This window comes from Aminobacter anthyllidis, from assembly GCF_018555685.1.
Classification (GTDB): Bacteria; Pseudomonadota; Alphaproteobacteria; order Rhizobiales; family Rhizobiaceae; genus Aminobacter; species Aminobacter anthyllidis.
This window is the reverse complement of record NZ_JAFLWW010000001.1, coordinates 634,951-658,122: the sequence shown is the minus strand read 5'-3', so window position 1 is coordinate 658,122 and position 23,172 is coordinate 634,951. Positions and strand designations below refer to the sequence as shown.

General features: G+C 63.8%; 19 protein-coding genes. 3 read left to right on the top strand and 16 right to left on the bottom strand.

Annotated elements, in window-relative coordinates:
- Positions 1-15: 15 nt before the first annotated feature.
- Both tssL and tagH (J1C56_RS03525) read right to left on the bottom strand, forming a co-directional pair.
- Positions 16-1,551 carry a type VI secretion system protein TssL, long form gene (gene tssL, locus J1C56_RS03530; RefSeq protein ID WP_214386001.1) on the bottom strand — a complete coding sequence of 512 codons (1,536 nt, stop codon included), beginning with the start codon at positions 1,549-1,551 and terminating at the stop codon, positions 16-18.
- A 171-nt stretch (positions 1,552-1,722) separates the two neighbouring features.
- Positions 1,723-2,820, bottom strand: a complete 1,098-nt coding sequence (tagH, locus tag J1C56_RS03525) for a type VI secretion system-associated FHA domain protein TagH (RefSeq protein WP_214385999.1) — start codon at positions 2,818-2,820, stop codon at positions 1,723-1,725.
- Between the two features lie 201 nt (positions 2,821-3,021).
- On the opposite strand from tagH (J1C56_RS03525), the gene J1C56_RS03520 reads away from it, so the two are divergent.
- Genes J1C56_RS03520 through J1C56_RS03510 form a run of 3 tightly spaced genes read left to right on the top strand, consistent with a single transcriptional unit; the run spans position 3,022 to position 6,118 of the window.
- Positions 3,022-5,346: a type VI secretion system Vgr family protein gene (locus J1C56_RS03520; RefSeq protein WP_214385997.1), complete on the top strand. Its 2,325-nt coding sequence runs from the start codon at positions 3,022-3,024 to the stop codon at positions 5,344-5,346.
- A gap of 11 nt (positions 5,347-5,357) precedes the next feature.
- Complete coding sequence (locus J1C56_RS03515; RefSeq protein ID WP_214385995.1) at positions 5,358-5,783, top strand: DUF6484 domain-containing protein; 426 nt, start codon at positions 5,358-5,360, stop codon at positions 5,781-5,783.
- Positions 5,783-6,118, top strand: coding sequence for a hypothetical protein (locus J1C56_RS03510; RefSeq protein ID WP_214385993.1), 336 nt, complete (start codon positions 5,783-5,785; stop codon positions 6,116-6,118). Before J1C56_RS03515 ends, J1C56_RS03510 begins: the two co-directional genes overlap by 1 nt.
- Before the next feature lie 30 nt (positions 6,119-6,148).
- Here the strand turns inward: J1C56_RS03510 and J1C56_RS03505 are convergent, their stop codons facing one another.
- Genes J1C56_RS03505 through J1C56_RS03440 form a run of 14 tightly spaced genes read right to left on the bottom strand, consistent with a single transcriptional unit; the run spans position 6,149 to position 23,162 of the window.
- Complete coding sequence (locus tag J1C56_RS03505; RefSeq protein WP_214385991.1) at positions 6,149-7,069, bottom strand: hypothetical protein; 921 nt, start codon at positions 7,067-7,069, stop codon at positions 6,149-6,151.
- 44 nt (positions 7,070-7,113) lie between these two features.
- Positions 7,114-8,196 (bottom strand): PAAR-like domain-containing protein, encoded by a 1,083-nt coding sequence (locus J1C56_RS32740; protein WP_246591091.1) that lies wholly within the window; start codon positions 8,194-8,196, stop codon positions 7,114-7,116.
- Entirely contained in the window at positions 8,193-9,218 is a 1,026-nt protein-coding gene (locus J1C56_RS03495; RefSeq protein ID WP_214385989.1) for a 3-oxoacyl-ACP synthase, read from the bottom strand. Before J1C56_RS03495 ends, J1C56_RS32740 begins: the two co-directional genes overlap by 4 nt.
- Positions 9,215-10,312 (bottom strand): DUF2169 family type VI secretion system accessory protein, encoded by a 1,098-nt coding sequence (locus J1C56_RS03490; RefSeq protein ID WP_214385987.1) that lies wholly within the window; start codon positions 10,310-10,312, stop codon positions 9,215-9,217. Before J1C56_RS03490 ends, J1C56_RS03495 begins: the two co-directional genes overlap by 4 nt.
- On the bottom strand, positions 10,312-10,854 hold the full coding sequence (gene tagF, locus J1C56_RS03485) for a type VI secretion system-associated protein TagF (protein ID WP_214385985.1): 543 nt from the start codon (positions 10,852-10,854) through the stop codon (positions 10,312-10,314). Before tagF ends, J1C56_RS03490 begins: the two co-directional genes overlap by 1 nt.
- Positions 10,836-14,375 (bottom strand): type VI secretion system membrane subunit TssM, encoded by a 3,540-nt coding sequence (tssM, locus tag J1C56_RS03480; protein ID WP_214385983.1) that lies wholly within the window; start codon positions 14,373-14,375, stop codon positions 10,836-10,838. The genes tagF and tssM overlap by 19 nt, the downstream gene beginning before the upstream one ends.
- Before the next feature lie 3 nt (positions 14,376-14,378).
- Positions 14,379-15,698: a type IVB secretion system protein IcmH/DotU gene (gene icmH / locus J1C56_RS03475; RefSeq protein ID WP_214385981.1), complete on the bottom strand. Its 1,320-nt coding sequence runs from the start codon at positions 15,696-15,698 to the stop codon at positions 14,379-14,381.
- A 4-nt stretch (positions 15,699-15,702) separates the two neighbouring features.
- Positions 15,703-17,037 (bottom strand): type VI secretion system baseplate subunit TssK, encoded by a 1,335-nt coding sequence (gene tssK / locus J1C56_RS03470; RefSeq protein ID WP_214385979.1) that lies wholly within the window; start codon positions 17,035-17,037, stop codon positions 15,703-15,705.
- Positions 17,038-17,077: 40 nt separating this feature from the next.
- On the bottom strand, positions 17,078-17,530 hold the full coding sequence (tssJ, locus tag J1C56_RS03465) for a type VI secretion system lipoprotein TssJ (protein ID WP_214385977.1): 453 nt from the start codon (positions 17,528-17,530) through the stop codon (positions 17,078-17,080).
- Positions 17,531-17,533: 3 nt separating this feature from the next.
- Positions 17,534-19,048, bottom strand: coding sequence for a type VI secretion system-associated FHA domain protein TagH (tagH, locus tag J1C56_RS03460; protein ID WP_214385975.1), 1,515 nt, complete (start codon positions 19,046-19,048; stop codon positions 17,534-17,536).
- Positions 19,045-20,109 carry a type VI secretion system baseplate subunit TssG gene (gene tssG, locus J1C56_RS03455; protein ID WP_214385973.1) on the bottom strand — a complete coding sequence of 355 codons (1,065 nt, stop codon included), beginning with the start codon at positions 20,107-20,109 and terminating at the stop codon, positions 19,045-19,047. The genes tagH (J1C56_RS03460) and tssG overlap by 4 nt, the downstream gene beginning before the upstream one ends.
- Positions 20,073-21,947 (bottom strand): type VI secretion system baseplate subunit TssF, encoded by a 1,875-nt coding sequence (gene tssF, locus J1C56_RS03450; RefSeq protein ID WP_214385971.1) that lies wholly within the window; start codon positions 21,945-21,947, stop codon positions 20,073-20,075. Before tssF ends, tssG begins: the two co-directional genes overlap by 37 nt.
- A 2-nt stretch (positions 21,948-21,949) precedes the next feature.
- Complete coding sequence (gene tssE, locus J1C56_RS03445; RefSeq protein ID WP_214386666.1) at positions 21,950-22,711, bottom strand: type VI secretion system baseplate subunit TssE; 762 nt, start codon at positions 22,709-22,711, stop codon at positions 21,950-21,952.
- Positions 22,698-23,162 carry an Hcp family type VI secretion system effector gene (locus J1C56_RS03440; protein WP_214385969.1) on the bottom strand — a complete coding sequence of 155 codons (465 nt, stop codon included), beginning with the start codon at positions 23,160-23,162 and terminating at the stop codon, positions 22,698-22,700. Before J1C56_RS03440 ends, tssE begins: the two co-directional genes overlap by 14 nt.
- Positions 23,163-23,172 lie beyond the last annotated feature (10 nt).

Sequence of the window (23,172 nt, the reverse complement as noted above, 5' to 3'; positions counted from 1 at the left end):
TACGGCGGCGCGCGCTCACGGCGTGTCCTCCCGCCGGATCATGACATCCACGCGCCGGTTCAAGGCGCGACCGTCGGCGGTCGCGTTGTCGGCGATCGGCACGTCCTCTCCCTTTCCTTCGACAGTTACCCGCGTGGCGTCGCCGATCCCCGGGGCGAGGGCTTTCGCCACCGCTTCGGCCCGGGCAACGGAGAGATCGTAGTTCGACTTGTAGGCACTGGACTGGCGCGGCTTCACGTTGTCGGTGTGGCCGACGATCTTGATCGGACCCGGTTCGCTGGCGAATGCAGCGGCAATGCGTGCCGCCACGGGCGTGAATTCAGGCCTTGTCTCGGCTTTGCCCGATTCGAAGAGCAGCTCGTTGTTGATCTCGACGACGATGAACTCCCCCTTCGAGGTGACCGTCAGCCCGCCGGCGCCGATATCGTCGGCGAGTGCTGCTCGGATGCGGTAGATCTGCGCCATGGTCGGAGCCGCTTCGACAGGCTCGGCTTTCGCGTCCGGTTCGGCATGCTCGACGGGAGGGGCGAAGTCGGTGCGTTCGATGATGACAGGCGTGGCAGGAGTAAGTGCCAGCAATGTCGCGGCAAGCGCGTCACCGTCCCGGGTGACGCCGCCGCGCATCCAAAAAAAGGCGGCAGTGACGAAGGCGAGCGCTAATGCGGCGATCGCCCACAGCGGCAGCCGGTAGGGGCGCCGGGTGCCCACGGTGGCCGCGAGGCCCTGCCAATGCGGGGAAATGCCCTCGTCGGCAAGCGGCCTGAAATAGCGCAGCGCGGCATAGATATCCTGGCGAACGGGCTCGAGGCTCTGTTCGCCGCCGGCCACGCCACGATATGGGCCCTCGAAGCCGAGCGACATGCAGGCATGCATCAGTTCGAGCAGGTCGCCGCGCTCCGCCGGATCGGCCAGCACCGAGTTGAGTGCGTCGAAGAAGCCGTTGCCCGGCGCATCGATGTCATAGAAGCGCGACAACATGCTGTGCTGCGCCCATATGTTGGGCCCTAGACCCGGCAGGTTAGCAATGATGTCGTCTGCGGTCTCGCAAAGGGCGTATTTCGCGATGTGGGCGTCGTCTTCGGTCACGCCCGCTTCGGCGGCTTTCCATTCGAACTCGTCGATGCACTCGGCGACGTACTGAGCAAGCACGGCCGGGTCGGTTTCGACTGTCACCGTCCTGAGATGGCCGAACAGGATCAGAAGCGGTGTCGCGGCCGATATCAGCGGGTTGGCACCGGCAACCTGAACACGCTCGGCGGCCTCGAACAGGGCGTCCTGTGAAGTGCCGGCCGCCGCTGTTGCCTGCTTGCGTTGTTTGCGGCTGTTGCGAGCCGTGTCGTCAGAACCTTCGACGAGAGGCCTGCCTTGATAGATCACCGTGCCCGAAGCCGGCATCTGCCGCTCGGCGCCGGCGGTGTAGATGATGGTCGGATCGGAAGCTGGGGGGTGCGACGCGGGCAGTGGCGATTGGTCTGGTCGCGACACGCGGTGCGGCGATCCGCGAATGACGGTTCTGCCGTCGGAGCCGGAAGGATCGTCCTTCGAACTCATCGCCGATTACCCGCTTTCGCGCGACGGCTGCCATGCCATGACAATGCCGCAGACGCCTCCGGTCACGTGCCAACAACGCATCGTAATGCAAGGAAAAGCCGATGGGAACCGTGGCCGAGCCGGCAGGAGCAACGGAAGGATCGACTGAGAGATCGGATTCGTCGGGCGACGTTACTTCTTGTTCGCCGACTTGGCGTAGGCCTCGCTGAAATAGGCCAAGAAGACGTCGAGCATGCCGTTCTCGTGCGCGGCTTCCTTGGCTTCCCATGTCGCGACAAACATGTCCCAGGCGCGGCCTTTCTTCGACACGAAGGCCGAGGCGGGCAGCTTCCGCTCGATGGCATCAGGCGACAGTTCCGAAAGCAGCCGCGACAACGCCGCCTGCATCGCCGCATAGGTCGCGAGCTCATGGGTCTTGAGATCGCGGAATGCCTCCTCGACGCTGTGCCTGGCGTCAAGATAGCCGGAGCGACGCTGCGCAAACATGATCTCGAGGATTTCTTCCGAGCGCGGAATGAACTTCAGCGGGTTGTTGTCGACGCCGCCGATCATCGTGCGCTGGCTGCTCTTGGCGAGCGCCTTGGCGGCGGCGCGTGCCTTGAGCAACAGGGCAAGCTCGTCGACAACCGCGCGCAGCACGGCGCCGACTTCGGCCGCGACATCCTTCGGATCGCGCTGCAGGAACATGTCGGCGGAAACGCCTGCGCCAGACGCGATGAGCCGGAGCAGTTCAGTGGCCTCCGGCCTTTGCGGCTGCGGCGCGGGAGCGAGTTGGACTGGTATCGGCTGCGGCGCGCGCGCATGCTGGACTGGCTGACGCGCCGCGACGCCGGCCGCGGCCTGGCCGTTGCTCGCGCCACCGAAGAAGGGATCTGCGAGTTGTGGCGGGGGCTGGCCGATGTCACCGACATGGCGGGCCGGGATCGGATTGCCCCAGTCGTTGCTGGCGTTCCGATCATCTTCTACCGCGACCGAGACGATGTAGCGCCCTATCGAAAGCTGGTCGCCATGGATGAGCGGATGCGGGTCGGTGACGCGCTGGCTCGACCCGTTGACGAACGTGCCGTTGCGCGAGACGTCGTAGAGCCAGAACGTGCCCCTGTCGTAGCGGACTTCGCAATGCAGGCCGGAGATGAAGAGGTCGGGGTCGGGCAGGTTCCAGTCGCGATTTTCGCGCCCGATGGCGAAGCTGCGACCATTCGAACCGTAGAATAGCGGTCCGCCATTCGGCAGCCTGTCGACATTCTCGATGGTCAAAGTGATGAGCATCCGAATTCGTCCGCCAAACCTCTGTTTCCGGCAGCCTCGTCCAAATTCCTTATTTTATTCTAGCAGTTTGCTGCCACCGCAGCACAGGGCATTTGGGCGCGGCAGGTTTGACGCCTGCGCCGTGCCGGCTTTGGCCGGTTGAAAAACTTGTGCTAAGCTCAACTCAGATGTCCGGCCGTCCCCGCGGAGAGGCACGACGCCATGGCTAACGATCGCGCGACTGTGGTCCGGACACCGCTCGGCGAGACGTTGACATTCACCCATCTGACCGGTCGCGACGAGGTCAGCCGCTGTTTTGCCTACACCGTCGGCTTCGTCAGCAGCGATCCTGATATCGATCCGTTGAAGATGCTGGGCGGCGCCGTCTCAGTCGAGGGCGAGTCCGATCCGAAACGCTGGTTCAGCGGCCTGGTGTCGGATTTCCGCCTGACCCGCATCGAGGACCGGCAAGTGTATTACGAAGCCGTGGTCCGTCCGTGGATGTGGTTTCTCGGCACGGCCACGGACTGCCGCATTTTCCAGAACATGAGCGTCGTCGAGATCGTCGAGAAGATTTTCTCGAAATACGGCTCGGCGAAGTTCGAAAAGCGGCTGCAAGGGTCGTATCCGCCACGCGACTATTGCGTCCAGTATGACGAAACCGACCTCGATTTCGTGCAACGCCTGCTTGAGCATGAAGGCATCATGTATTTCTTCGAGCATGGCGACGGCGAGCACACGCTGATCCTTGCCGACGCGATGAACAAACTCAAGCCGGCGCCGGGTTACGAGAAGGTGCCGTATCATTTCGAAGGGCAGGGCGCGCGCCGCGACGTCGAGTACATCACCGAGTGGATCCCCGGTAGCTCTGTCAGGCCCGGCGCCTACACCCACACCGACTACGACTTCAAGAAGCCGGATGCCAGCCTGATGGCCAAGTCCGACCAGGCGTTCGGCCACAAACTCGCAGCAGGGGAAAACTACCGCCACCCCGGCGCCCATCTGGATACCGGCCGCGGCGACAAGATCGCCGGCGTACGCCGCGAGGAACTGCAGGCCGTGCACCAGCGCATTGCCGCAGCGGGTACCGTGCGCGGGCTGTTTTCAGGCTGCACCTTCAAGCTTGACGGCTTTCCGCGCGACGACCAGAACCAGGAGTATCTGGTGCTAAGCGTCGAGTACCGGGTGTTCGATCCGGGTTACCGCAGCGGCATACAGACGGAGGGCGAAAACTTCACGGTGGTCCTCGGCGTCGCGCCGACCAGCCTGCCATATCGCCCGCCTCGGATCACGCCGCGTCCGATCATGCGCGGGCCACAGACGGCGCGCGTCGTCGGCCCGTCGGGCGAGGAGATTTTTACCGACGAGTACGCCAGGGTGAAGGTGCAATTCCACTGGGATCGTCTGGGAAAGAAGGACCAGGACAGTTCGTGTTTCGTGCGCGTTTCGCAGACCTGGGCCGGCAGCGGCTGGGGCTTCATCCAGATCCCGCGCATCGGCCAGGAGGTCATCGTCGATTTCATCGAAGGCGATCCGGACCAGCCGATCATCACAGGCCGTGTCTACAACGCCGCCCAGATGCCGCCTTATGGCTTGCCCGGAAATGCGACGCAGTCGGGCTGGAAGTCGAACTCATCAAAGGGAGGCGGCGGCTACAACGAGTTGATGTTCGAGGACAAGACTGGTTCCGAGCTCGTCAATTTCCAGGCCCAGAAGGACCACAACCTTCTGGTCAAGAACGACCGCACCAAACTGGTCCAGCACGACCAGTCCGACCGCATCGACCACGACGCCAAGCATTCCGTCGGCCACGACCTCGACGAGGACGTCGGCAACAACAAGACTGTCAAGGTTGGCGTCGACCAGACGACTGATATCGGCTCGAACGATACGGAAACGGTGGGCAAGAACCGGTCGCTGACCGTCGGCTCGAACGAGACCATCAGCATTGGCTCGAATTCGACCGAGACGATCGGCGCCAACCACGCACAGACTGTCGCCATTGCCCAGGCGATCACCGTTGGCGCTGCGCGGGTTGATACGGTCGGCGCCACGGAGACGCGCACGGTAGGGTCCGCGCAGACCAACACGATCGGGTCAACGCGCGCGGTCACCGTGGGTGCTGCACAAACCCACCAGATCGGTGCCGCGGATAGTTGGAATATCGCCTCAAATCAGGAGGTGACGATCGGCGCGGACCAGACTTTCAACATCGCCGGCGACCAGAAATCGAAGGTCGGCAAGGGAAGGCGCACTGAAATCACCGCCGACGACGGAAGCAAGGTGGGTGGCGCCTACGAATTGCGGATCGCCAAGGCGAGCATGGTTCAGATCGGCGAGGACGGAAAGATCAATGTCGGCAAGACGTTCCTGATAGAGGCCGGCGACGCCATTGCGCTGAAGTGCGGCTCGGCGAGCATTTCGATGAAAAAGGATGGCACGATCACGATCGAAGGCAAGGACATCAGTATCAAGGGATCGGGCAAGATCAACATAAAGGCTTCGAGCGATATCACCATGAAGGGATCGGAGATCAAACAGAACTGAGGGCGGCAGCAATGACCAGGACCGTGAAGCGCATTGATGGGGTTGTGATCGGAATTTTCCTCGGCTTCGACGGGGAGGCGCCGCTTGTTGTGTTCCCGGGCAATGCCAAGGAGACCGCGGCGCAGGCTCGCAGTCTGACCGAGATGAGCTCCGATATGATTGGCGCGGAGGTGGCGCTGCTGTTTGAGGAAGGCGATCCTGGCCGGCCGCTGATCGTCGGCCGCATCGTTGCGCCTGCACGCAAGTCACAAACGCCGCAGGTCGTTCGCGACGGCGAATTGGTCAAGATCGTCGCCGGCGAGCGCCTGGAACTGCGCTGCGGCAAGGCCACAATCATCATGGAGAAGGATGGGCATATCACCATTCGCGGCACATACGTCACCAGCCATGCCAGCGCGGCCAACCGCATCCGTGGCGGCTCTGTAAACCTAAACTGATGCCGAAGATCGTCCTGCGCGAGATTGTGCGGCAGCATGCGGAAATGGCAGCGTTCCTGTGGACGGTCTACGACCATCATCTGCTGCACCCGGACGAGAATCCTGACATGGACGAGGAGCGGCTGGCGCGGCTGGTCGAGCGGCTGGATGCGCATATCGACGGTTTGCGCGTTGCCGGTGAGGCGGGACGGGAGATCGCCGAGGAGATCTATGCCGAGTATCCGGAGGCCGGGGAACTGTTCGTGCTCCGCATGCTGCAGACCGGTGCGCCGAAGAGGATCCAGGAACTCGACCTTGACAAGGTCCGAGCCTATCTCAGCGTCAACGGAGTCTGATCCTCGGCGCCAGGCCGCCAGGGTCCTCAATCAGGCGAGCTTGAAGCCGTTGTCGTACTCAAGCGACAGCGACTTCCATTTCTTGCCGTCGAAGCGCCAGGCGCTGTCGGTCCCGGCTACATAGAGATACTCGCCGTCGGTCCGAATATCTGATGCAGTGCCGGTTTCCACCTCCAGCGGCACAATGGCGTTGCCTTTCTCCACGCCGATGCCACCCTCGTCGCCCCAATAGGCCTTGCCGTTGAGGGTCCGCACGGCGAGGTGGGTGGTGGCATCAGCCGGTTCGATCTCGATCGCCTCTTCATTGACGATGCGTAGGCAAGTTCCGTCTTCGCCGGCGACCCTTATGGTGCCGTCCGCAGCGACGTCGATGCCATAGAACAATTCCTGCCGATGGAGTTCCAGGGGCTGCCATGTCGAGCCCACGAGCTTGTGAACCGATCCTGATTTTCCGCAAACCCAAATGCCGTGTTTCGCGTCGCCGTGAATGTCCAGATATTCAGCCTGGGTGATCGGCGTGATCGGATGCCAGTCGTCCCCGACCAACCTTACCGCGCCGCCGGAAGAGCCGACCATCATGGCGCCGCCCGCATCCGCGGCCCAGACCTGGCGAAAACTCTCGGTGCCGACCTGATCGCGTGTCCATTGCTTTCCGCCATAGCGCCAGATCCAGATGGTCGCCTCGAGCGCAAACAGTTCGCCCGAGGGCGACGCCGACAACGACGTCAGCCATTCGGACGTGAACAGGACGCCCTTTGCGGTCTTTGGATTGAAGTCGTCGACGACGAAAATGACTGACACCGTGGTGTCATAGTCGGAGTCCGCGAGCAGGAACAGGATGGCCACCTTGCCATTGCCCATCGGCGCGACCTGAAGGCACTCGATCGAGGTGTCCTCATCTTCGACGAAGTCTTCCAGTTCTTCCTTGTCCATCTTCAGCTTACCGATCATGGCTAACGCCTCCCTGGCGGTTGGCTAGGCGGAGATCATCCGGTTCAAGGGCAGTCCTTCTTAGACTTGGCGACGTCGGACGCCCTGACGACGACCTTCTTCGGGTCCTTTCCGAGGCTCACGGCCTCCTTCTTCAAGCGCTTCTTGGCAACTCCGGCGAGACGGCCTTGGTCGATTGCCTTGGGGCAGGTGTCGACGCAGCGCTTCGTGTCCTTCACCTCCTGCGCGTCCTTGCCCATGCTCTTCTTCTGATAGTCCTGGTTCGCTTTCCTGAGGCACTCCGCGGCAGCATCCTTCACTTCGTCAGGAATTTTCGGGTCATCCATGTTGTCGACCGTTGCCCTGGCGCATTTCTCGTTGAAATCACCGAGCTTGCCCTCCTGGTTGAGCTTGATCCACTTGGCCGCTTCCTGGGTCTTGAGGTTGTGAGGCGTCTTCGACCCCTTGCCGATGACTTTGCCGGTGGCCCCAGCCTTCTTTGCCTTGGCAGCTTCGCCCGGAACCCATTTCGCCTTCATGCAGATGCACGGGGCCTTGCTTTCGTCATAGGCCTGGCAGCAGTCCAGGGTGAGGTCGCGCACACCCTTGGCGGTGAAGAAGCGTACTTCCGTCGTGTGCTCCTTCTCATATCCCTCCGGGCATTTCAGCTGGTTGTAAGGCTTGATCTCCAACATGCTGCACTTGAAGGTCGCCACGGTCGCCTTGGAGATGTTCGGCATCGGCGGTCCGCCAGCGGTCGGCGAGGCGTGGTCATTTGAACCGATGTCGGAGAAGCGGCTGATGGGTTCGCCGTCCATCTTGACGTTGCCGGACCAGGCGTGGGCGTATTCCTTGCCCGTGTTCACCGAGGTGATGATGTTCTTCTTCGGTGCGCAACCGGCCTCGTTGCCCGAACATTTCGTGTAGTACGACTTGTTCTTCTGCGTGATCGTCTTGCCACCGATCTTGACCGTGCTGGTGCCGCTGTCAGTGTCGTCATCCATGCTGAACGTAGGATAGGGGATCGGTACACCGGGCGGTGTCGCGGGCGTTTGAGGCGGTGTGAAGCAGACATAGGGGAAGGCGGCGATGATCTTGTTGGCCTGCGCCTTGCAGGCTATCTCCAGACCGTTGGCATATACGGTCATACCGCTCTCCTCGTGGCAAACACCGCGGCGCCGCACGCGCCGTCATCCGACGAAGCCTCTATGAGCACCGGATTCCCCGCCGCGTAGCCTTTTGCTGCCGCAGTCCAGGCCATGCCCACCATCATCGGAACGGCTGCGGCGCCGATATTGCCAAGCGATTCCGCAGGCGACCACAAATCCTGGAATTCGTGCCGGCCACGCAGCAGTCGGATCGAGGCAAGTGCGGTCTGCTTGAACCAGTATTGCTCGCCTACGAGGTCGGAGATGCGATAGCCGAGCCGGTTCATGTCGATGCCGGTTTCGCGAAAAGCCGCGTCATAGGCGGCCGTCATGCCATCTGCTCGCAGGGGCAGATCGTCCTTGTTGTAGATCGAGGCTGTTTCGCGGGAGAGACCGAGGCCGAAAAGCTGGAAGGTCCCGCCGTTCGATCGTGTGCACAACACGGCAGCGGCTGCCTCTCCGGGAATGAAACCGTTCGGGTTATCGGCTGTCAGCAGGCGGCGTCCCTTGAGATAGTGGGAAACTGTCGGCGCGGTCAGATAGCTGTCGACGCCGGCGATCATCACATAGGGCACTTCGCCGGATGCCAGCAGCCTGCGGGCATGATCAAATGCGACATGCCCGGCCGGGCGCCCATGCGCCACGGTGCGGGAGCGGCTGTGAGGCTCAACCTTGACGATTTCGCCGATCCGCCTGAGGAGGCCGGAGTTGTCGCGCACGGGCCTGCCCGGGCGGCTTTCCTCGGGAAGGCAGAGAATAAGTGCTGTCTGGCCGCGCGCTTCCGGTGCGCCTTCGAACGCCTCGGTGATGGCACCTGCCGCCAGATGCGCCATGCGCTTCTCGCCGATCCAGTTGCGCGGCAGCGGCACCGGCGCGCCGGTCAGCCATCCCTCCGGTGAGCCGTTGAAGCGCGTCTCCTGAAAACCGTCTATGCGCGCGCGCATCGCGGCGCATGCCGAAGGCGCACCGAGCCCGACGGCCGTGGCCATCCCAATCGAGATGATTGCGACGCCTGCGGTCATGCCTCTTCTTCCTCTGGTGCGACCCCGTCGGCGCGGACGAACGTCCGGCCGGCAGCCCGCGCCCGCAACATGGATTCGGTAGGTGGCCCGACCCAGCATTCGGTAAAATCCAGGATCGTGCGTTCGATCCGCTGCGCGACGCGCCAGGCCAGTTGATAGCGACGGTTCTCCGGGTCGAAAAGGATGGCGTCGGGGTACAGCACGCCCTCGAAGCTCTTGGCGCCATGCTTGAACAGGGTCATCTCGAGCCCAGTTGGTGGGAGCCTGAAGCTCACCCGGCCCTCCGGCGTCAGGTTCACCAGCTGCACCTCTTCTCCGCCCCTGGGATGGTCGATCTGCTGATCGGGCGGGGCCATCTGGAAGTAGCGTTCGTCGAAGTCAGGCGGCAGGAACGGGAAGATGTTCTTGGTCCAGTTGTCGTCGTAAGTGCCGCCATGTTCGATGCGCCCGGGCCAGCCGCGACCCATCGGCCCGAAGCTCATCGGCGTGTAGTCGCCGAAGGGCGAGCGGACTTCCTCGTCGACCTTCTGCGTGTTGGGTAATCGCAGGCCCGGGATGAAGCGCTGGTTCTTCGTGCGCGACCAGCCGGTACCGACCGGATTGGCGGCGTAGACGCCCGGCATCTTGTCCTCGGGGTCCAGCTTGTCGACGCCGCCCCAGGCGACGTCGTAGCTGATCGGCAGCCTCAGGAAGGGCTGCGGCGCGGTCGCGGTGAAGACGGGGCCGATTGCTCGCCATTCGCGATGGCCCACCACCTCGAAGAGTTTCGACCAGTTGCCGATCTTGATGCCAACGGGCACCCGTTCCGCCGGCCGGCCGCCGGGCGCGTAGGCACAGCCATTGGCGATGACGTCGCATCGGGGTTTGCGGAAGGCAAAATCGGTTTCCCACAGAGTCGCGGAATAGCCAGGCTCGCCCGTTTGCGTGTCGGCGAAAACCAGCGGAACCTGCTCGGCCGACTTGCGCACTGGCCCGCCCAGGGTTTCGGGAAAGTCGAACGTGCCCTTGACCACGACGACGATGTATTCGTGGGCAGCCTTGTCCATGGCCACGGTGAACTGGTGGACGTAGCCGGTCTGGTTCCAGATCTGCATCAGCTGGTCTCCCAGCTTGCCGTGAGCAGCCGGTCCAAGGCCACTTGCGGGGCCGTCGGGTCGACGTCTAACGGCACCGAACCACCTGCCCACAAAACCATGCCGAGCACCGGCTCGCCTCTCATGTCGGGTGCCGGAAAGGGCAATGTGGCAAGGCTGGCGGCGAATTCGTCGGCGCTGACATAGCCATAGCGTGCCGCGTCGGCCGCCATCTCGATGTCGTCGAACCATTTCGCTGCCATGTCAGTCACGCCGGATTTGGCGGCGAAGAGGGGGGCTGCAACGGTCAGCGGAAATCGGCGACCGGCGCGATCATTGCTCGTCACGACGATGCCGGCCATCGGGCCATTCGCTTCTGGTCCGAGCAGGAAGCGCAGCGCGAGGTCTTCGGGCCAGGCACCCGACGTCTGCAAAGGAGCGAGGTGGCTTGCCACCCAACGGTCCCATGCGCGCACGAAGTCGCCCGGCAGGCCCCGACCGACAAAGTCGCCGGTCGCCGGGATCTTGCCGTAGAATCCGGTGCCTAGATGTTCTGCGGGCACGTGAACCTCTTGAACATCTGCAGGTTGTAGGGGTTCTCCACACTTGCTGCCTTGAGCTCGAAGTCGGCGTAAAAATTCTTGGCGCCGAGGCGCAGATTGTAGACGTCGGAAAGCGATGTGCCGGTGAAGCGGCCCTTGGTCAAAAGCCGGAGCCAGGCCCAGCTACCGGTTTCATTGACGATGACTTCGGGCGAACCATCGATGGGCTGGAAAGCCAGCGAGATCGTGCCGGTGCCGTCCTTGCCGGGCCATGTCATCGGCTGCGGGCGCGTGGCGTTGTTGTAGTAGACGAGGCTTTGGCCATCGAGATTGAGCGTAACGCGGGTGACTGTCGGTGACAGGTCCTTGGGCTCGAGCGTGAAGCTCATCAAGGGACCTGTTCCGCCCGGGAAAAGGTCGTCACGGATGCGGCGGGCCTGCTCGAAGGCGGCGAGTGCCGAGGAATCCAGGCCCATGTCTGCGCGCCAGGTCCATGGCTGCTTGGCGGTATCGACATAGCTGATCAGGTGGTCGTTGGTGAACGCGTCGATCAAGCCGCCAGGGCCGAACAGTCGGGCGAAATCGCGGACGTTGACGTCGACGGCACTTTCCGGGCTGAACGGGTAGCGGTTGGTCAGCGCTGCCTGGCAGAACGGCAGGATATCGGCGCGCCAGATGGCGTTGAGTTCGGAGGTCACAGCCTTTTCCGTCAAGCCGCTGGTGTCGCCGGCGATGCCGCCGAGCCAGTCGTCGATCGGATCGGGCAATATCTGCGCCTGGCGGGCGACGGCACCGGTCAGTTCGGCGAGGCCGCCTTGCTTCTTGATGGCGTCCTGGGGATCGGGATTGGCGGTGACGGTCTGCAGGACGTTCGACAATGCGGTGAGGGCGACGACAGCGGCATCGAGCATGGGCGGCTGGCCGTCCACTTCGGCGACGGCACTCTTCAGCGGCTTGAAGTGCTCGGCGACAAGGGTGCCCGTCATGTCGACTTCCGCCGCCGAGCCGGCGCGCGGCAGCAGCTTGGCGCCGGCTTTGGCAAGCTTGCCGACCTTGCCGAGCTTGCCCAGAAGCTTGGATGCGCCTTTGTTGGCAGCCTTGTTGTCGCCGGCCGGCTCCTCGTCGGAGCGGATGAGATCGGTCTCGTGGACGACGGCCGTGACGAGGCGCTTGAGCGCTGAATCGGCGCTCGACAGGTCCTTGAGATTTTCGCTGGCGACATTGAGGTCGGTCAACGGCGAAAGGCGGATATCGCGCAACAGGCTGTCCCACTGGGCGATGAAATCCTCGTAGTAGAGCTTGAGGATGTCTTCCGACAGCGCCGACACGGAGGTCTCTGAATTCTCCTCGCAGCCGCCGGCGAAAACGGCGCGATCGAGGGCAGCCTGTGCAGCGACATCCTCCAGCCGGTCGAGGATGACATCGTGGAAGCCGGCATAGGTGAACGCGCCGGGGAGGCCGACACGCATCGTTTTGTCGGATCGGCGAGCAAACACCTTGGAACCGTTGGGGCCGGCAAAGTTGGCCGGAATCCATTCCTTCAGTTCGGACACGGCGGGATCGGCCAGCAGCTGCTTGTAGGCGCGCGCCGGCAGCGAGATGGTGCAGACACTCTTCAGGGCCTCGGCGACCAGTGCCGGATCGGGCGCGACATAACTTGCGTCGATCGTCATGCGGCGGATGGCAGCCAGTTGGTGCTCTTCGGCGTTGGGCGTCGGGAAGGGTGCGACGGGCGCGAATTCCGGCAGGTCGTTGACCCACCAGTCCTGGGCGAAATCGGCGTCCATCTGGGAAAGACCAGTCATCATGCGGTAGGTCTTGAGCGCCCCCAGCATGAACTCGGGATCGCGGACCTGGCGCCACATCGTCGTTTCCAGAAGGGCGACCATGCGCGGTTCGAGGATGTTGCGCAGGGCGTGGTTGTAGCTGTCGGCCTGGGCACGCAGCAGTTCCGGCGCGGCTGTTGGGCCAACCAGGTCCCGATAGCCGCTGGGCGGCGGCGTGCGTGCATTGGTGACTTCGTCCATGGCAGCTAGTGCGACGTCGATGTCGGGTGCATCGACCGGGGCGGGGGCCGCGGCGAATGGCGCGAGCGGCGCCTGCAGCGCTTCCAACTGGCCGGCCTGGGCCGCGATGGCATTGCGGTTGTCGTAATAGGACAGCCCGAACAGCGCTCCGGCGAGCAGTACCGCCGCTCCCGAGGCTGCCGCAGCACCGCGCCAGATCCACGTCCGGCGGCGCTGCGCCAAGGGATCGAACATGCCGAGGCCGGCTTCCTTGAAGATCACCTCGGTCAACAGGTTCTTGAGGAAGAAGCTACGCTTTTCGACACGCGGCGAGGACATGGCGCGGCGTGGCGGCAGGCCGAACGAAGACGAGAGCGCGGCGGTCAGCCGGTCGATGGGCGCACCTTCTTGCGTGGCCGAGGTCAGGTAGACGCCACGCAGCCAGGCGCTGTCTTCATACCGGCTTTCGCCGAAGATCTGTTCGACGAGGAGGCGGATCGGTTCAGACAGGCTTTCGACCTGGGCCGGGAACCTGAAGATTTCGGCACGGGCGGCGAGGCTGTCTTCATCTTCCAGGCGGGGGACGAGGCGCCGCTCGAGTTCGGTCGCAAGCAACGAGATTTCACTTGCTACCATCTTGCCGTCGACGCGTGCGTCCGGCGCGAAGGTGGTGCCCCAGACCTGTTCACGCGCTGAGGTCGAGAGGCCACCGAAGAAAGGCTCGAAGCCCTTGATCAGGTCGGCCTTGGTCAGCATCAGGTAGACCGGCAGCCGGATTTCGAGGCGCTCGTTCAGCTCGGCAAGGCGACGACGGATCTTGCGGCCATGCGCCTTGATGGCCTCGTCGCCTTCGGAAAACGCATCGATCGACAGCGCGACGATGACGCCGTTCAGGGCGCGCCGGCCGCGGTGCTTCTTCAAAAGGTCGAGAAAGCCCAGCCATTCGGCGGCATCGACATCGGGCTGGCTTTCCTGCTGGACGTAGCGCCCGGCGGTGTCGATCAGCACCGCGTGCTCGGCGAAGAACCAGTCGCAGTTGCGGGTGCCACCGACGCCCTGGATGTCGTCGGTGAGGTCGATCGGGAAATTGAGGCCGGACTGGCGCAAGGCCGTGGTCTTGCCGGTGGCAGGCGGGCCGACGATGACGTACCACGGCATGTCGCGCAGCAACTTGCGGCCGCCGAGCTTGCGCCGTTTCATCTCGTCCATCAGCCCCTGGAACTTGGCGCCGACCGCAGCAACGCTTTGTTCGCCCGCCGTCAGCGGCTTTTCCACCGGAGCTGCGGCAATCTCGGCGACGAACATGCGATTGGCTCGGATGGCGCGGCGCTGCGCCAGGATCAGCCAGATCAGCCACAGGATGACGAGGCCCGCAATCAGCGCCATGCGCACGGTTTCGGACGCAAAGGGCGTGCTCTGGCCGACGGCGACGATGGGGCCGAAGATCCAGATGATCAGTGACAGCAGCGTCAGGCCAATCAGCGTCCAGAGCCACCGCGATGTCAGTACCGACCAGAAGAAGCGCAGGATGAACATTTGTCACAGCCTCTTTTCGACCAGCACTTCGACGCGGCGATTGAGCGCGCGGCCCTCGCGCGTGCCGTCGTCGGCAACGGGGTCGGTGGCGGCGCGCCCCTCCGAACGCACGCGATCACGCGGTACGCCGTTCTGGACAAGCATGTCGGCGATGGTTGCAGCGCGGGCCTCCGAAAGGCGCTGGTTGGTGGAAAGCGGGTTGGTTCTTTGCAGGGGGATGCCGTCGGTGTGGCCGACAACAGTGACGTTGCCGATCAGTTCCTGGTTCTCGACGATCACCTTGGCGATCGCCTCGATGAGCGGCTGGAAGCCATCGGTTAGTTCGGCGCGTGACGACTGGAACAGCTCCGGATTTGAAGCCTGGATGACGAGACGGGCCAGCGACACGCTTTCGGCACCCTTGAGCGCCGGGCGAAGACCCTCGGGCGTAGCCGCGGCGAACTCCGGCAGCAACGCGAAGTCGACGGTCTCGACCGGCGGCGCTTCCGCCTGAGGCGCCGTGCGCAAGACCTCGGCGCGATCCGCCGGTGGTAGCGCACGGACCAGCGCCGAGAGCTGGACGGCCTGGTTGCTCAACCCCAGGGAGAAGCCGATGTAAATCGCGGTTGCGAGCACAGCTGCGATGACACCCATCACCCATATCGGCACTATGAAGCGCGGCGCCTCGTCGGCGGCGACAACGCCGCGCCAGTTCGGCGACAGCGGTGCATCCTCGGCATCGGCATCGCGCAGGAAGCGGGCGGCGGCGACACGCACGGCATTCAACGACCTGTCACCCGAGCGGCCGGGCACCCGGTACTTGCCGCGGAAGCCTAGCGCCATGCAGTGGTACTGCAGCTCCAGCATTTCCTTGTCGCGGTTGGGGTGACGTTCGAGCTCTTCCAGGCGCGAGAAGAACTGGGCGCCGGCATCGACGTCGCCGCGCAGCATGACGACCAGCGGCTGGCGTGGCCAGGCACTCGCGCCGCCCCAGGGCGTGTTCAGCGCGAGATCGTCGAGCAGGGCCGCGACAGACCAGGCGGCCTGATCCGCCCGCTCGATAGACGATCCGGCCGCAACAGCCGCATCGCGCCCACGCACGAGTTCTTCCTGCAGGCGCGTGCGAAGGTGCTCCGGGTTCTCAGGCGGCAGTGCGTTTTCAAGCTCGGGCGCGAACTCCAGCAAGGCGGAAAACGCATTGACCAGCGTGTTGGGGTGGGCCCGCGATCGCTTCAGCGGCGCGGACGAAAACGGCATCGGCATGCGCGGCGACGGCGTGCCGATCATGCGTATGCGGGTACGCTCACGATCCTCCGACAAGCCGAAAGGATCGTCCTGGCTCATCGCGTCACCTGTTCACCGAATAGCAATCGACCTGCGGCTCGCTCGGCAGCACGCCGGAAACGCCAATGACGAATCCGGGTGCGTCGAGGAGGGAGGCCCAGTGCTCGCTTCTCTGATCGAGTTCAAGGCAAAGGCGGTCGCCGTCATAGGGGATTTCGCGCGGCTGCGAATGCAGCGGCTTCAGCGGAATGCCCGGCAGGCGAGACTTCCACAGGCCTTCGAATTCGCTGGCCGCGCCCACGGTCGCCTGGTTGACGAAGATCTTGCGCAGCGCATCCTCCGAAAGCTCGGAGCCGACGCGAATGACGATGCGGCTGGCGACAAGCAGCTTTGGATTGTCGATACGTACCTTCCAGACGTTGGTGGAATGGCGCATGACCGGCAGTGCCCGCGATTTCGGCTCGACATAACGCAGGCTCAGGATCAGCGAGCGCAATGTGTCGGCAAGCGCTGAATAGGCCGGGCCCGGCGCCATGTGATCATAGACCGGCAGTTCGGCGAGGCGCCGCGAATTCGAGCCATAGGTCGCCATCGAGCCAGCGAGGCCGGCAAGCTCGAGATAGAGCTCGGCGGGATGGAATATGTCCTGCGCCAGCATATGCGCCAGTCGCGGCCGCGCGGCGTTGGCAAGGTTGAGCATCAACAAGTCTTCGACGCTGCGGCCGGGACCACCAAGCACCATCTTGGCGTGCGCCTCGGCGATCTGGTCGAGACCGGTGATGACCTCCTGGAGAAGCTGGGCATACCAGTGGACAGCGCCGGTCGCGAGCGTTGGCGGCAGGAAGTTGGCATCGACGGCCACGCCACCGTCGGCGCGCAGGCCGGTGATTTCAGTGACCGGCAAAGCTGTGTAGCCGCCGACTGATTTCCCGGGCGCGAGCAGCAACGCCTGCGGGCGGGCGACCTCGATCTCCTCGGGATCCGAACCGCCTTGCACGGCGTCCCGGACTGTGACGATGCGGCCGCGATAACGCGCGCCGCTGGTCTCGGCATGCGCCGGATCGAAGCCGACGCCCCCCGGTGGCTCCAACGGCACTGCGATCAGCACCGGACCGCCGCCCATGTCGGCGGTCACGGCAAGAGGCTTCGGCGCGTCCATTGTGTCGGGAATGGCGAAAGGTGTGCCGTCGGGAAAGATACCACGCGCAGAGAGGACGGCGACCTGTCCGGCCTCAAGCAGGGCAGGGTCCAGGGTGAGTGTGCGAAAGCCGTAGGTGTGAAGTTGCCCGGCCTGCAGCGCGCCGCGCACCGTCGCCTCGAAGAAGCGGTCCTGTTGCTGGAAGTGCTGGGTCCGAAGGAACAGCCCTTCGGACCAGAGCACCCTGTTTGAGTCGGTCATGCGGCAACTCTCTGCATCGACAACTCCTGATATGGCCCGGTCAGGCCGAAATGCCTCCGCTGCCGAGCGTCACGGTGATTGTCACCGTCGAACCCGGCGAAATCGATTTCGTCGTCCGCCAGGTGCGGCCGGTGGGTTCGCGTACAAGTGCGACGAATCCGAGCGCGGTAGCCTCCGGCTCGACGGTGATCGTCTTCGATGCCGCGGCCCCGGGGCCGACCGAAAGCTGGTCCGAGCCGATGAGGTCGCCGGCCAGTGCCGAACCCGCGTCGCCCTGCAGGGCAAAATAGTCGGCCGAGTTGAACTTGCCCGTGCTTTTCAATCGCATGACCAGAACCGTCACCGGCCTGTCGCCGCCGTCGGGTCCGGGGTTCATGCCGGCTTGACCGCTCACGTTGACGGTGACTGTGGACGGTTTCGGTGGCCCGCTTTGGCAGGCGGTCACCAGTCCTGTAGCGCCGAGAGCAATAATGAAGTCGCGCCGGTCGATCATGCGTCACTCCTCTTCATATGCGTTGCGGAAGTCGGCTCCTATTTCGCCCATGAAGCGCGTTTCGGCACTCACGGCGATTTCGCGATGGCGTTTCTTGTAGAGGTCCCAAAGCTTGGCGCTGCGGCCGCCAGCCAGCAGCTTCTCGATCGAGGAACTCGACTTCAGTTCCTCCTCGAGCGCGACAGGATCGAAGCGGTCGATCATGTGGCGAAGCGCGCCCTGCAGGCCGCGCCAGGCGCGAACATGATGATGGGCGAGGTCGCGTATCGCGTCCGCTATGGCCGGCTCGCCGGCGAGGAATCCCGGGCTGCGTTCGGCCAGGATGGTCGCAAGCGCATCATCGACGGTCGGCAGGAATTTGAGCGGATTGACTTCGGACGAGCCAACGATGGTCTGCTCGATGCGGGCATTGCCCTTTTCCTCGGCGCGCTTGCGCAAAAGCTGCATAAGGCCTTCGAGCATAAGGCGATACTCGCGGCCGAATTTCTCCATTTCGGCAATTGGATCACGGTTGGACGGATCGTTTTCATCAAGGCCCAGACCGCGCAGGAATGCGGCCCGCAGCGCGCTGTCGGAAGGCGCCGCTGCTGGTGCAGTCGAACTCGACGCAGCCTTCTCTCGGGCACGCAGGGACATCGGCGGCGGAGGCGGGGCATCAGGCAGGCGAACCGGCAGATCCCAAGGTGCCGGCGATGCCGGCTTGGCTGGGGAGGGGGCATGAGCGGCTTCGCGTGGCTTTGAATCGGCTATGGGCGGAGGCGGCGCGATGGGTGGCAGGTCAAAACCGTCATCGAATGACGGCGACTGCGTCACAACCGGCTCCGCCTTTGGCTTGGGCGGCGGTGTTTCGGCGGGAGTAAGACCAAAAGGATCGGCGAAGGCTGCCGTGCCGTTCTGGCCGTCATCGGCATGACCGTTCGCCACAGGCGTCGCCACCGGGTCCAGGCTGAACGGATCGTCGAAAGCGGGCGAATTTCGTTCGGAGCCTCCGGCGCGCTCGTAGGCGCGAAACGCTCCGGGTTCGGGATGTTCGAACGGGTTCGGAAGATCAGCGGGGCGGGGACGCTGGGGCTCTTCGTCGGTCTTGAGTGAGAAGAAGTCATCGCCGCCCAGGCCGACGGGCGCGCGAGATGCGGCAGGCGCCGGTTGCGGCACCGATGTCCTGGACGGTGCTGGCTTGAAATGCTGTAGCTGGGCCTCATTCGGCTGCAGCTCGACCGACACGACATAGTCGCCGAGCCGGAGCCGCATTCCGTGGCGCAGCCGCGCCGTGTTGCCAGACCCGAGGGCGCTGCCGGCGTCGTCGATGAAGAGGCCGCTGCTGGACGTGTCGATGACGACGTAGCCGTCCTGTCCTGATGTGATCTTGCAGTGGGCGCGAGAGACGAACATATCGGGGTCGTCGATCTGCCAGTCCGCATCGGGACTGCGACCGATCACCAGTTCACCCTTGTCCAGCCGGGTCTGGCGCACTGCCTGTGCGCGCGGTCCCTGCTCAAGCGTGAGGAGCAAGCTCATGCCCCGACTCCCGCCATTTCTGGCCGCCAACCGACGATCGTCCGCAGGCGCATATCCTCAGCATCGTCCCTTTCCGCAGGGGGCGCAAGCCACGCCGTTCGACCGAGCTGCGCAGCACCGATCCGCGCCGGTGGCACCTCTTCGCGGGCCAGCACGATCCTGAGATCGACGTCGAGCAATTCACCGATGAGGTCGCGGATGGCGCGCTTCAGCACGGCCAGCCGCCTGCTGCCGGGAAGGAACGTCGCATAGGTGTCCAAGTCGAGCGGACCAATGCGCAACTCGACCCTGTTCTGGCGGCTGAAGCTGCGCGGTCCGATCGTGGCACTTCTGCCCAGAGAAGCGCTGGTCATGCCGAGCCTCGTCTGCAGGGCCGCTGGAATCTCCAGCCAGGATGCGACGAACTCCTTCAGCTGGACCTGCACCTTGAAGACCTCGGCGACAAACAGGGTCAGCCGCTCCGGCCCGTCGACCTGTCCGGCAAGTGCCGCCGCCTGTCGCAATTTGACCGCATCCAGGTCCGGATCCTGGGAGTTTTTGGTATCGGGCAGCCCAATGCCGGCCATCGCCTCCAGCATGGAGCGGACACGGCCACCGACGGCACGCTCGACCTGCACGCCCGGATGCGCATCTGCCCAGGCGCGATAGAACAGGGCGATCAGGCGGTGCTGCAGGATGTTGACGAACTCGACGAAGGTCGTGTCGCTGGTCTGATGCGCGTCGGCGCCGGCGAACCAGCGCTGCGACATCCGATCGAGCACCCAGCGCGTTATATGCAGCGGCAGCGGACCTTCAGGTCCAAGCAACCCCAGATTGGCGACGGTCACACGCGCGACACTTTTGTCCGTGGCCTCCTCGAACTTGACGACGTCCTGGGTCGAAAAGCCAAGGCGCACATGCTGCCCGAGGCGCGCCGGCTCGCGATCCGGACGCCCGGAATGACCAAACAGGCCGCCGCCACGGTTTTCAAGCTGGCGAAGCAACTCGAAGAAGTCGTAGCTCTCCGTCAGCGTGTCGCGCGCCGCTAGATCAGGAAGCGGTTGCCGGGCGTCATCGGCCATGGCACGTCCTCCTGCTTCTGGAGCAGCCGCGTGCGGGTGCGCACAAAGCCATTGATACCGGCGTGGCGGGCAAACAACCGCGCCAGAAGAGCGGAAAGCAGCAACGAGCTTTGTCCAGACAGGACCGACTGGTCGATATGGAGCAGCATCTCGGTACCGCGGCCGAAGCACATCGGCCCCGGTATCGCCAGCCGCTCGATCACCGGCTGGGAGTCGATGCGCACGATCGAACGGACATGGCGGGTTAGCCCCGGGTCGCCGCGATCGGCATAGAGATCGAGCAGCGCATGCAGCGGATCGACGCCACGACCCTCCTTGGCCAGGCTGAGGAAATTGAGCGCGAGCTGTGCCACCAGCCGCCAGGCAAGTTCATCGGCGCGGGATTCCGCTTCGGCGCCGGCAGGCAGCGTGGCCGGGATCGATGGCTGCGGCGCGCGCAATGCACCGAGCAGCCGGACCGCCTCGACCGGATCGCCGCTCTCCAGCGTCAGCGTCGGATTGTCATCGAGGATCGGCAGGTCGCGGTTGGTGCAAAGAGCCGTGACCTCGATGCGCTTGAGCGGACGGCCGGTCGGGATGCCTGCCGGGCGGGAAATCGCCAGGAAGACGTCGTCACCGGTGTAGGATGTGCGTGTCATGCCCACGCGCCGCTCGTCTTCCGTGGCGCGGCGCGGGCGGCGTTCGGTCGAATAGACCCAGCCACTGCCCCGGTTCTGACCGAGGCTGAAAAGTGCCGGAATCTCGGCGTCGGCGCCTTCGGCCTCCGCGTCCTCGACATGGGTGACGCGGTAGATCTCGAAATCTCTCGGCCGGGTGCGATCGGCGTAAAGAACCTGCCGGGTCTTGCGGGCATCGAGTTCGATGACGTTGCATTCACGCTCGAACAGGTTGATCAGCGGCGTGGCGAACAGTTCGAAATCCGCGGGTGACAAGTCGGCGAGTTCAGGCACGGACCGCCGCAGCATGAAGACGATTTCGAGCCCGGCCTCCGTGCTGCGCACGACAGGCAGCAGTCCTTGAATGCGTGCATAGTGGAAGCGCTCGGGCATGATGAAATATTCGCGCAGCAGGCGGTAGCCTTCAAAGGTCGGGCGCGTGCGCGGCATCAATGCTTCAGTGTCGCTGATGCCGATCATCTCGGGCATCGGCAGGACAGTGAGCTTGCCCGATTTGCCGACGTGACGGGCCCCCATCGCCGTGCAAACGCCAAAGATCGTGTCGAACAGCAGCGAGGCCTTCGTGCGGCCGGCAAAATGCAGGTCGAGCCGGTCAAGCGCCAGTTCGCTGAGTTTGCCCTTGCCAACCCTGGCGATGTTGATGCGCAGTGCCGCTTCGCACGTGATGCCGCCGATCGGTGAGATGCCTGCTGCGGCAAGGGCGCTTCGGTCCTGGTAGTAGCCGACGGACGCGATCTCGATCGGCCACAAGGTGACGTCTTGAGCCGTCGTGAAGGTACTGCGCGTCGACAGGCTGGGCTGCAGGTTGGCGACCAATCGGGTGCCGCGCTTGACGACATGGCCAGTGTTCATCGTCTGAACCTGCTGGCCGGGTTTCAGCACCACAATTGTGGTTGCAGGTGCCGGCGTAAGCAGGTCTGGATAAAGGACGTCAAGAACGCTGCGCGCGAACCTGGAGCGCTCGGCATCGACCTTCAACCGGGTCCGCGCGGCAAGGAAGGCGACACCGTCGAGCAGGCGTTCGACATAGGGGTCGGGGCAGGGCACCGTGTCGAGCGAAAGGTTGCGCGCGACCGCCGGATGCATGTCGGCGAATTCCGCAGCGAGCGTGCGGATGTGGGTCAGTTCCTCCTCGTAATACTCCAGGAAGATCCGATCCATGTTCAGGCTTCCTTGAAATCGGTCCGCGCCATGCCGTTGTCGAGATTTATCGTGGTGCGCAGCCGCAATCGCTCCGGTGTCGGTGTCATGATCAGCACGGCATCGATCTCGATCTTGAGGCCGGTGGTCTTGTCGCCGAGGTTGACTGTCACCTTTGTCGCGCTGTCCTTGAGACGGGGCTCGAAATTGGCCAGCACCTGACGTATCTCGCGCGCCAGGGTTTCACGATCGAAGTCGCGGGATGACCGGCCGGAAAATGACGGCACGCCGTAGTTGACGACGCTTCGGCGTACTTCCGGGAAATCCATAAGATCGGGCGGATCGTCAGCGGCGTGCTCGATCTCGCTGTCGGACAGCATGGGCGTCGCTTCAAAGCGCTCGGTGTTGAACAATGCCTCGATGTCGCGCCGTACCGCCTCGCGCAGCACACGAGCCGACACAACGACACCCCGACTTTCCAGTTCGACACGCTGCCTGTTTTGAAAGCTCAGCCTGTGCAGGCGCCGCTTTTGTTCAGGTGTCAGATCGAGATCTGAATCGATAGCTCTGGCAGTGCCATTGAGAAAGCCGTCGAGACGCTCGGTCCCCAGTTCTTCCTCCAGGAGGTGCCGAAGCCCGTCGATCTCGGAATTCAGTCCCGGCAAGTCGTTGACGAGGCGGTCCCATAGGGAAGGCTGAACCGCCTCGCGTTTCGCCCGCGGACTGCCGGTGGCCGCTGCGATCTCGGCGCCGTGGCGCCGTACATGCCCGTCACTTGCCGACATGGACATCCATTTCAACTTCGTGCTTGTCGTCGTAGTTGAACTTGATGGTCTTGTAGGCAAACGAGACCTTGTCTTCGATGACGTCGGGCTCGTCCGGGCTCGGACGCATATGGTAGGTCACAACCGATGCATCGGTGAGGGTGACGACGAGATAGTCGCTGGTCTCGCCCTCGATCGTGCGCCGGCAGGAGAACTTCACCTCGCCCATCAGCGTGTTGTCGAACAACGCCTTCTGCAGATAGGGTGAAGCCATGTCGTAATGCTTGGTGAACTCGATCATGCCCAAGGCAACGCGACCGCGCCGCGACAGCGAGTTGGGGTCATGCGGCGCGATCATGCTGTAGTCGACGCCATACACCTCAATTTCCTCGTCGTGGCCGTCGCGGACGCTCGGTCCGGGAATATCAGGGACTTTCAGAAAACCGTCGATCTTGGTTCTGGTCTCAGGCATTTCGCTCTCC

Bases quoted from the DNA above. Each gene is read 5' to 3' on its own strand.
- tssL (WP_214386001.1), bottom strand. From the start codon at position 1,551: ATGAGTTCGAAGGACGATCCTTCCGGCTCCGACGGCAGAACCGTCATT.
- tagH (WP_214385999.1), bottom strand. From the start codon at position 2,820: ATGCTCATCACTTTGACCATCGAGAATGTCGACAGGCTGCCGAATGGC.
- J1C56_RS03520 (WP_214385997.1), top strand. From the start codon at position 3,022: ATGGCTAACGATCGCGCGACTGTGGTCCGGACACCGCTCGGCGAGACG.
- J1C56_RS03515 (WP_214385995.1), top strand. From the start codon at position 5,358: ATGACCAGGACCGTGAAGCGCATTGATGGGGTTGTGATCGGAATTTTC.
- J1C56_RS03510 (WP_214385993.1), top strand. From the start codon at position 5,783: ATGCCGAAGATCGTCCTGCGCGAGATTGTGCGGCAGCATGCGGAAATG.
- J1C56_RS03505 (WP_214385991.1), bottom strand. From the start codon at position 7,069: ATGATCGGTAAGCTGAAGATGGACAAGGAAGAACTGGAAGACTTCGTC.
- J1C56_RS32740 (WP_246591091.1), bottom strand. From the start codon at position 8,196: ATGACCGTATATGCCAACGGTCTGGAGATAGCCTGCAAGGCGCAGGCC.
- J1C56_RS03495 (WP_214385989.1), bottom strand. From the start codon at position 9,218: ATGACCGCAGGCGTCGCAATCATCTCGATTGGGATGGCCACGGCCGTC.
- J1C56_RS03490 (WP_214385987.1), bottom strand. From the start codon at position 10,312: ATGCAGATCTGGAACCAGACCGGCTACGTCCACCAGTTCACCGTGGCC.
- tssM (WP_214385983.1), bottom strand. From the start codon at position 14,375: ATGTTCATCCTGCGCTTCTTCTGGTCGGTACTGACATCGCGGTGGCTC.
- icmH (WP_214385981.1), bottom strand. From the start codon at position 15,698: ATGAGCCAGGACGATCCTTTCGGCTTGTCGGAGGATCGTGAGCGTACC.
- tssK (WP_214385979.1), bottom strand. From the start codon at position 17,037: ATGACCGACTCAAACAGGGTGCTCTGGTCCGAAGGGCTGTTCCTTCGG.
- tssJ (WP_214385977.1), bottom strand. From the start codon at position 17,530: ATGATCGACCGGCGCGACTTCATTATTGCTCTCGGCGCTACAGGACTG.
- tagH (WP_214385975.1), bottom strand. From the start codon at position 19,048: ATGAGCTTGCTCCTCACGCTTGAGCAGGGACCGCGCGCACAGGCAGTG.
- tssG (WP_214385973.1), bottom strand. From the start codon at position 20,109: ATGGCCGATGACGCCCGGCAACCGCTTCCTGATCTAGCGGCGCGCGAC.
- tssF (WP_214385971.1), bottom strand. From the start codon at position 21,947: ATGGATCGGATCTTCCTGGAGTATTACGAGGAGGAACTGACCCACATC.
- tssE (WP_214386666.1), bottom strand. From the start codon at position 22,711: ATGTCGGCAAGTGACGGGCATGTACGGCGCCACGGCGCCGAGATCGCA.
- J1C56_RS03440 (WP_214385969.1), bottom strand. From the start codon at position 23,162: ATGCCTGAGACCAGAACCAAGATCGACGGTTTTCTGAAAGTCCCTGAT.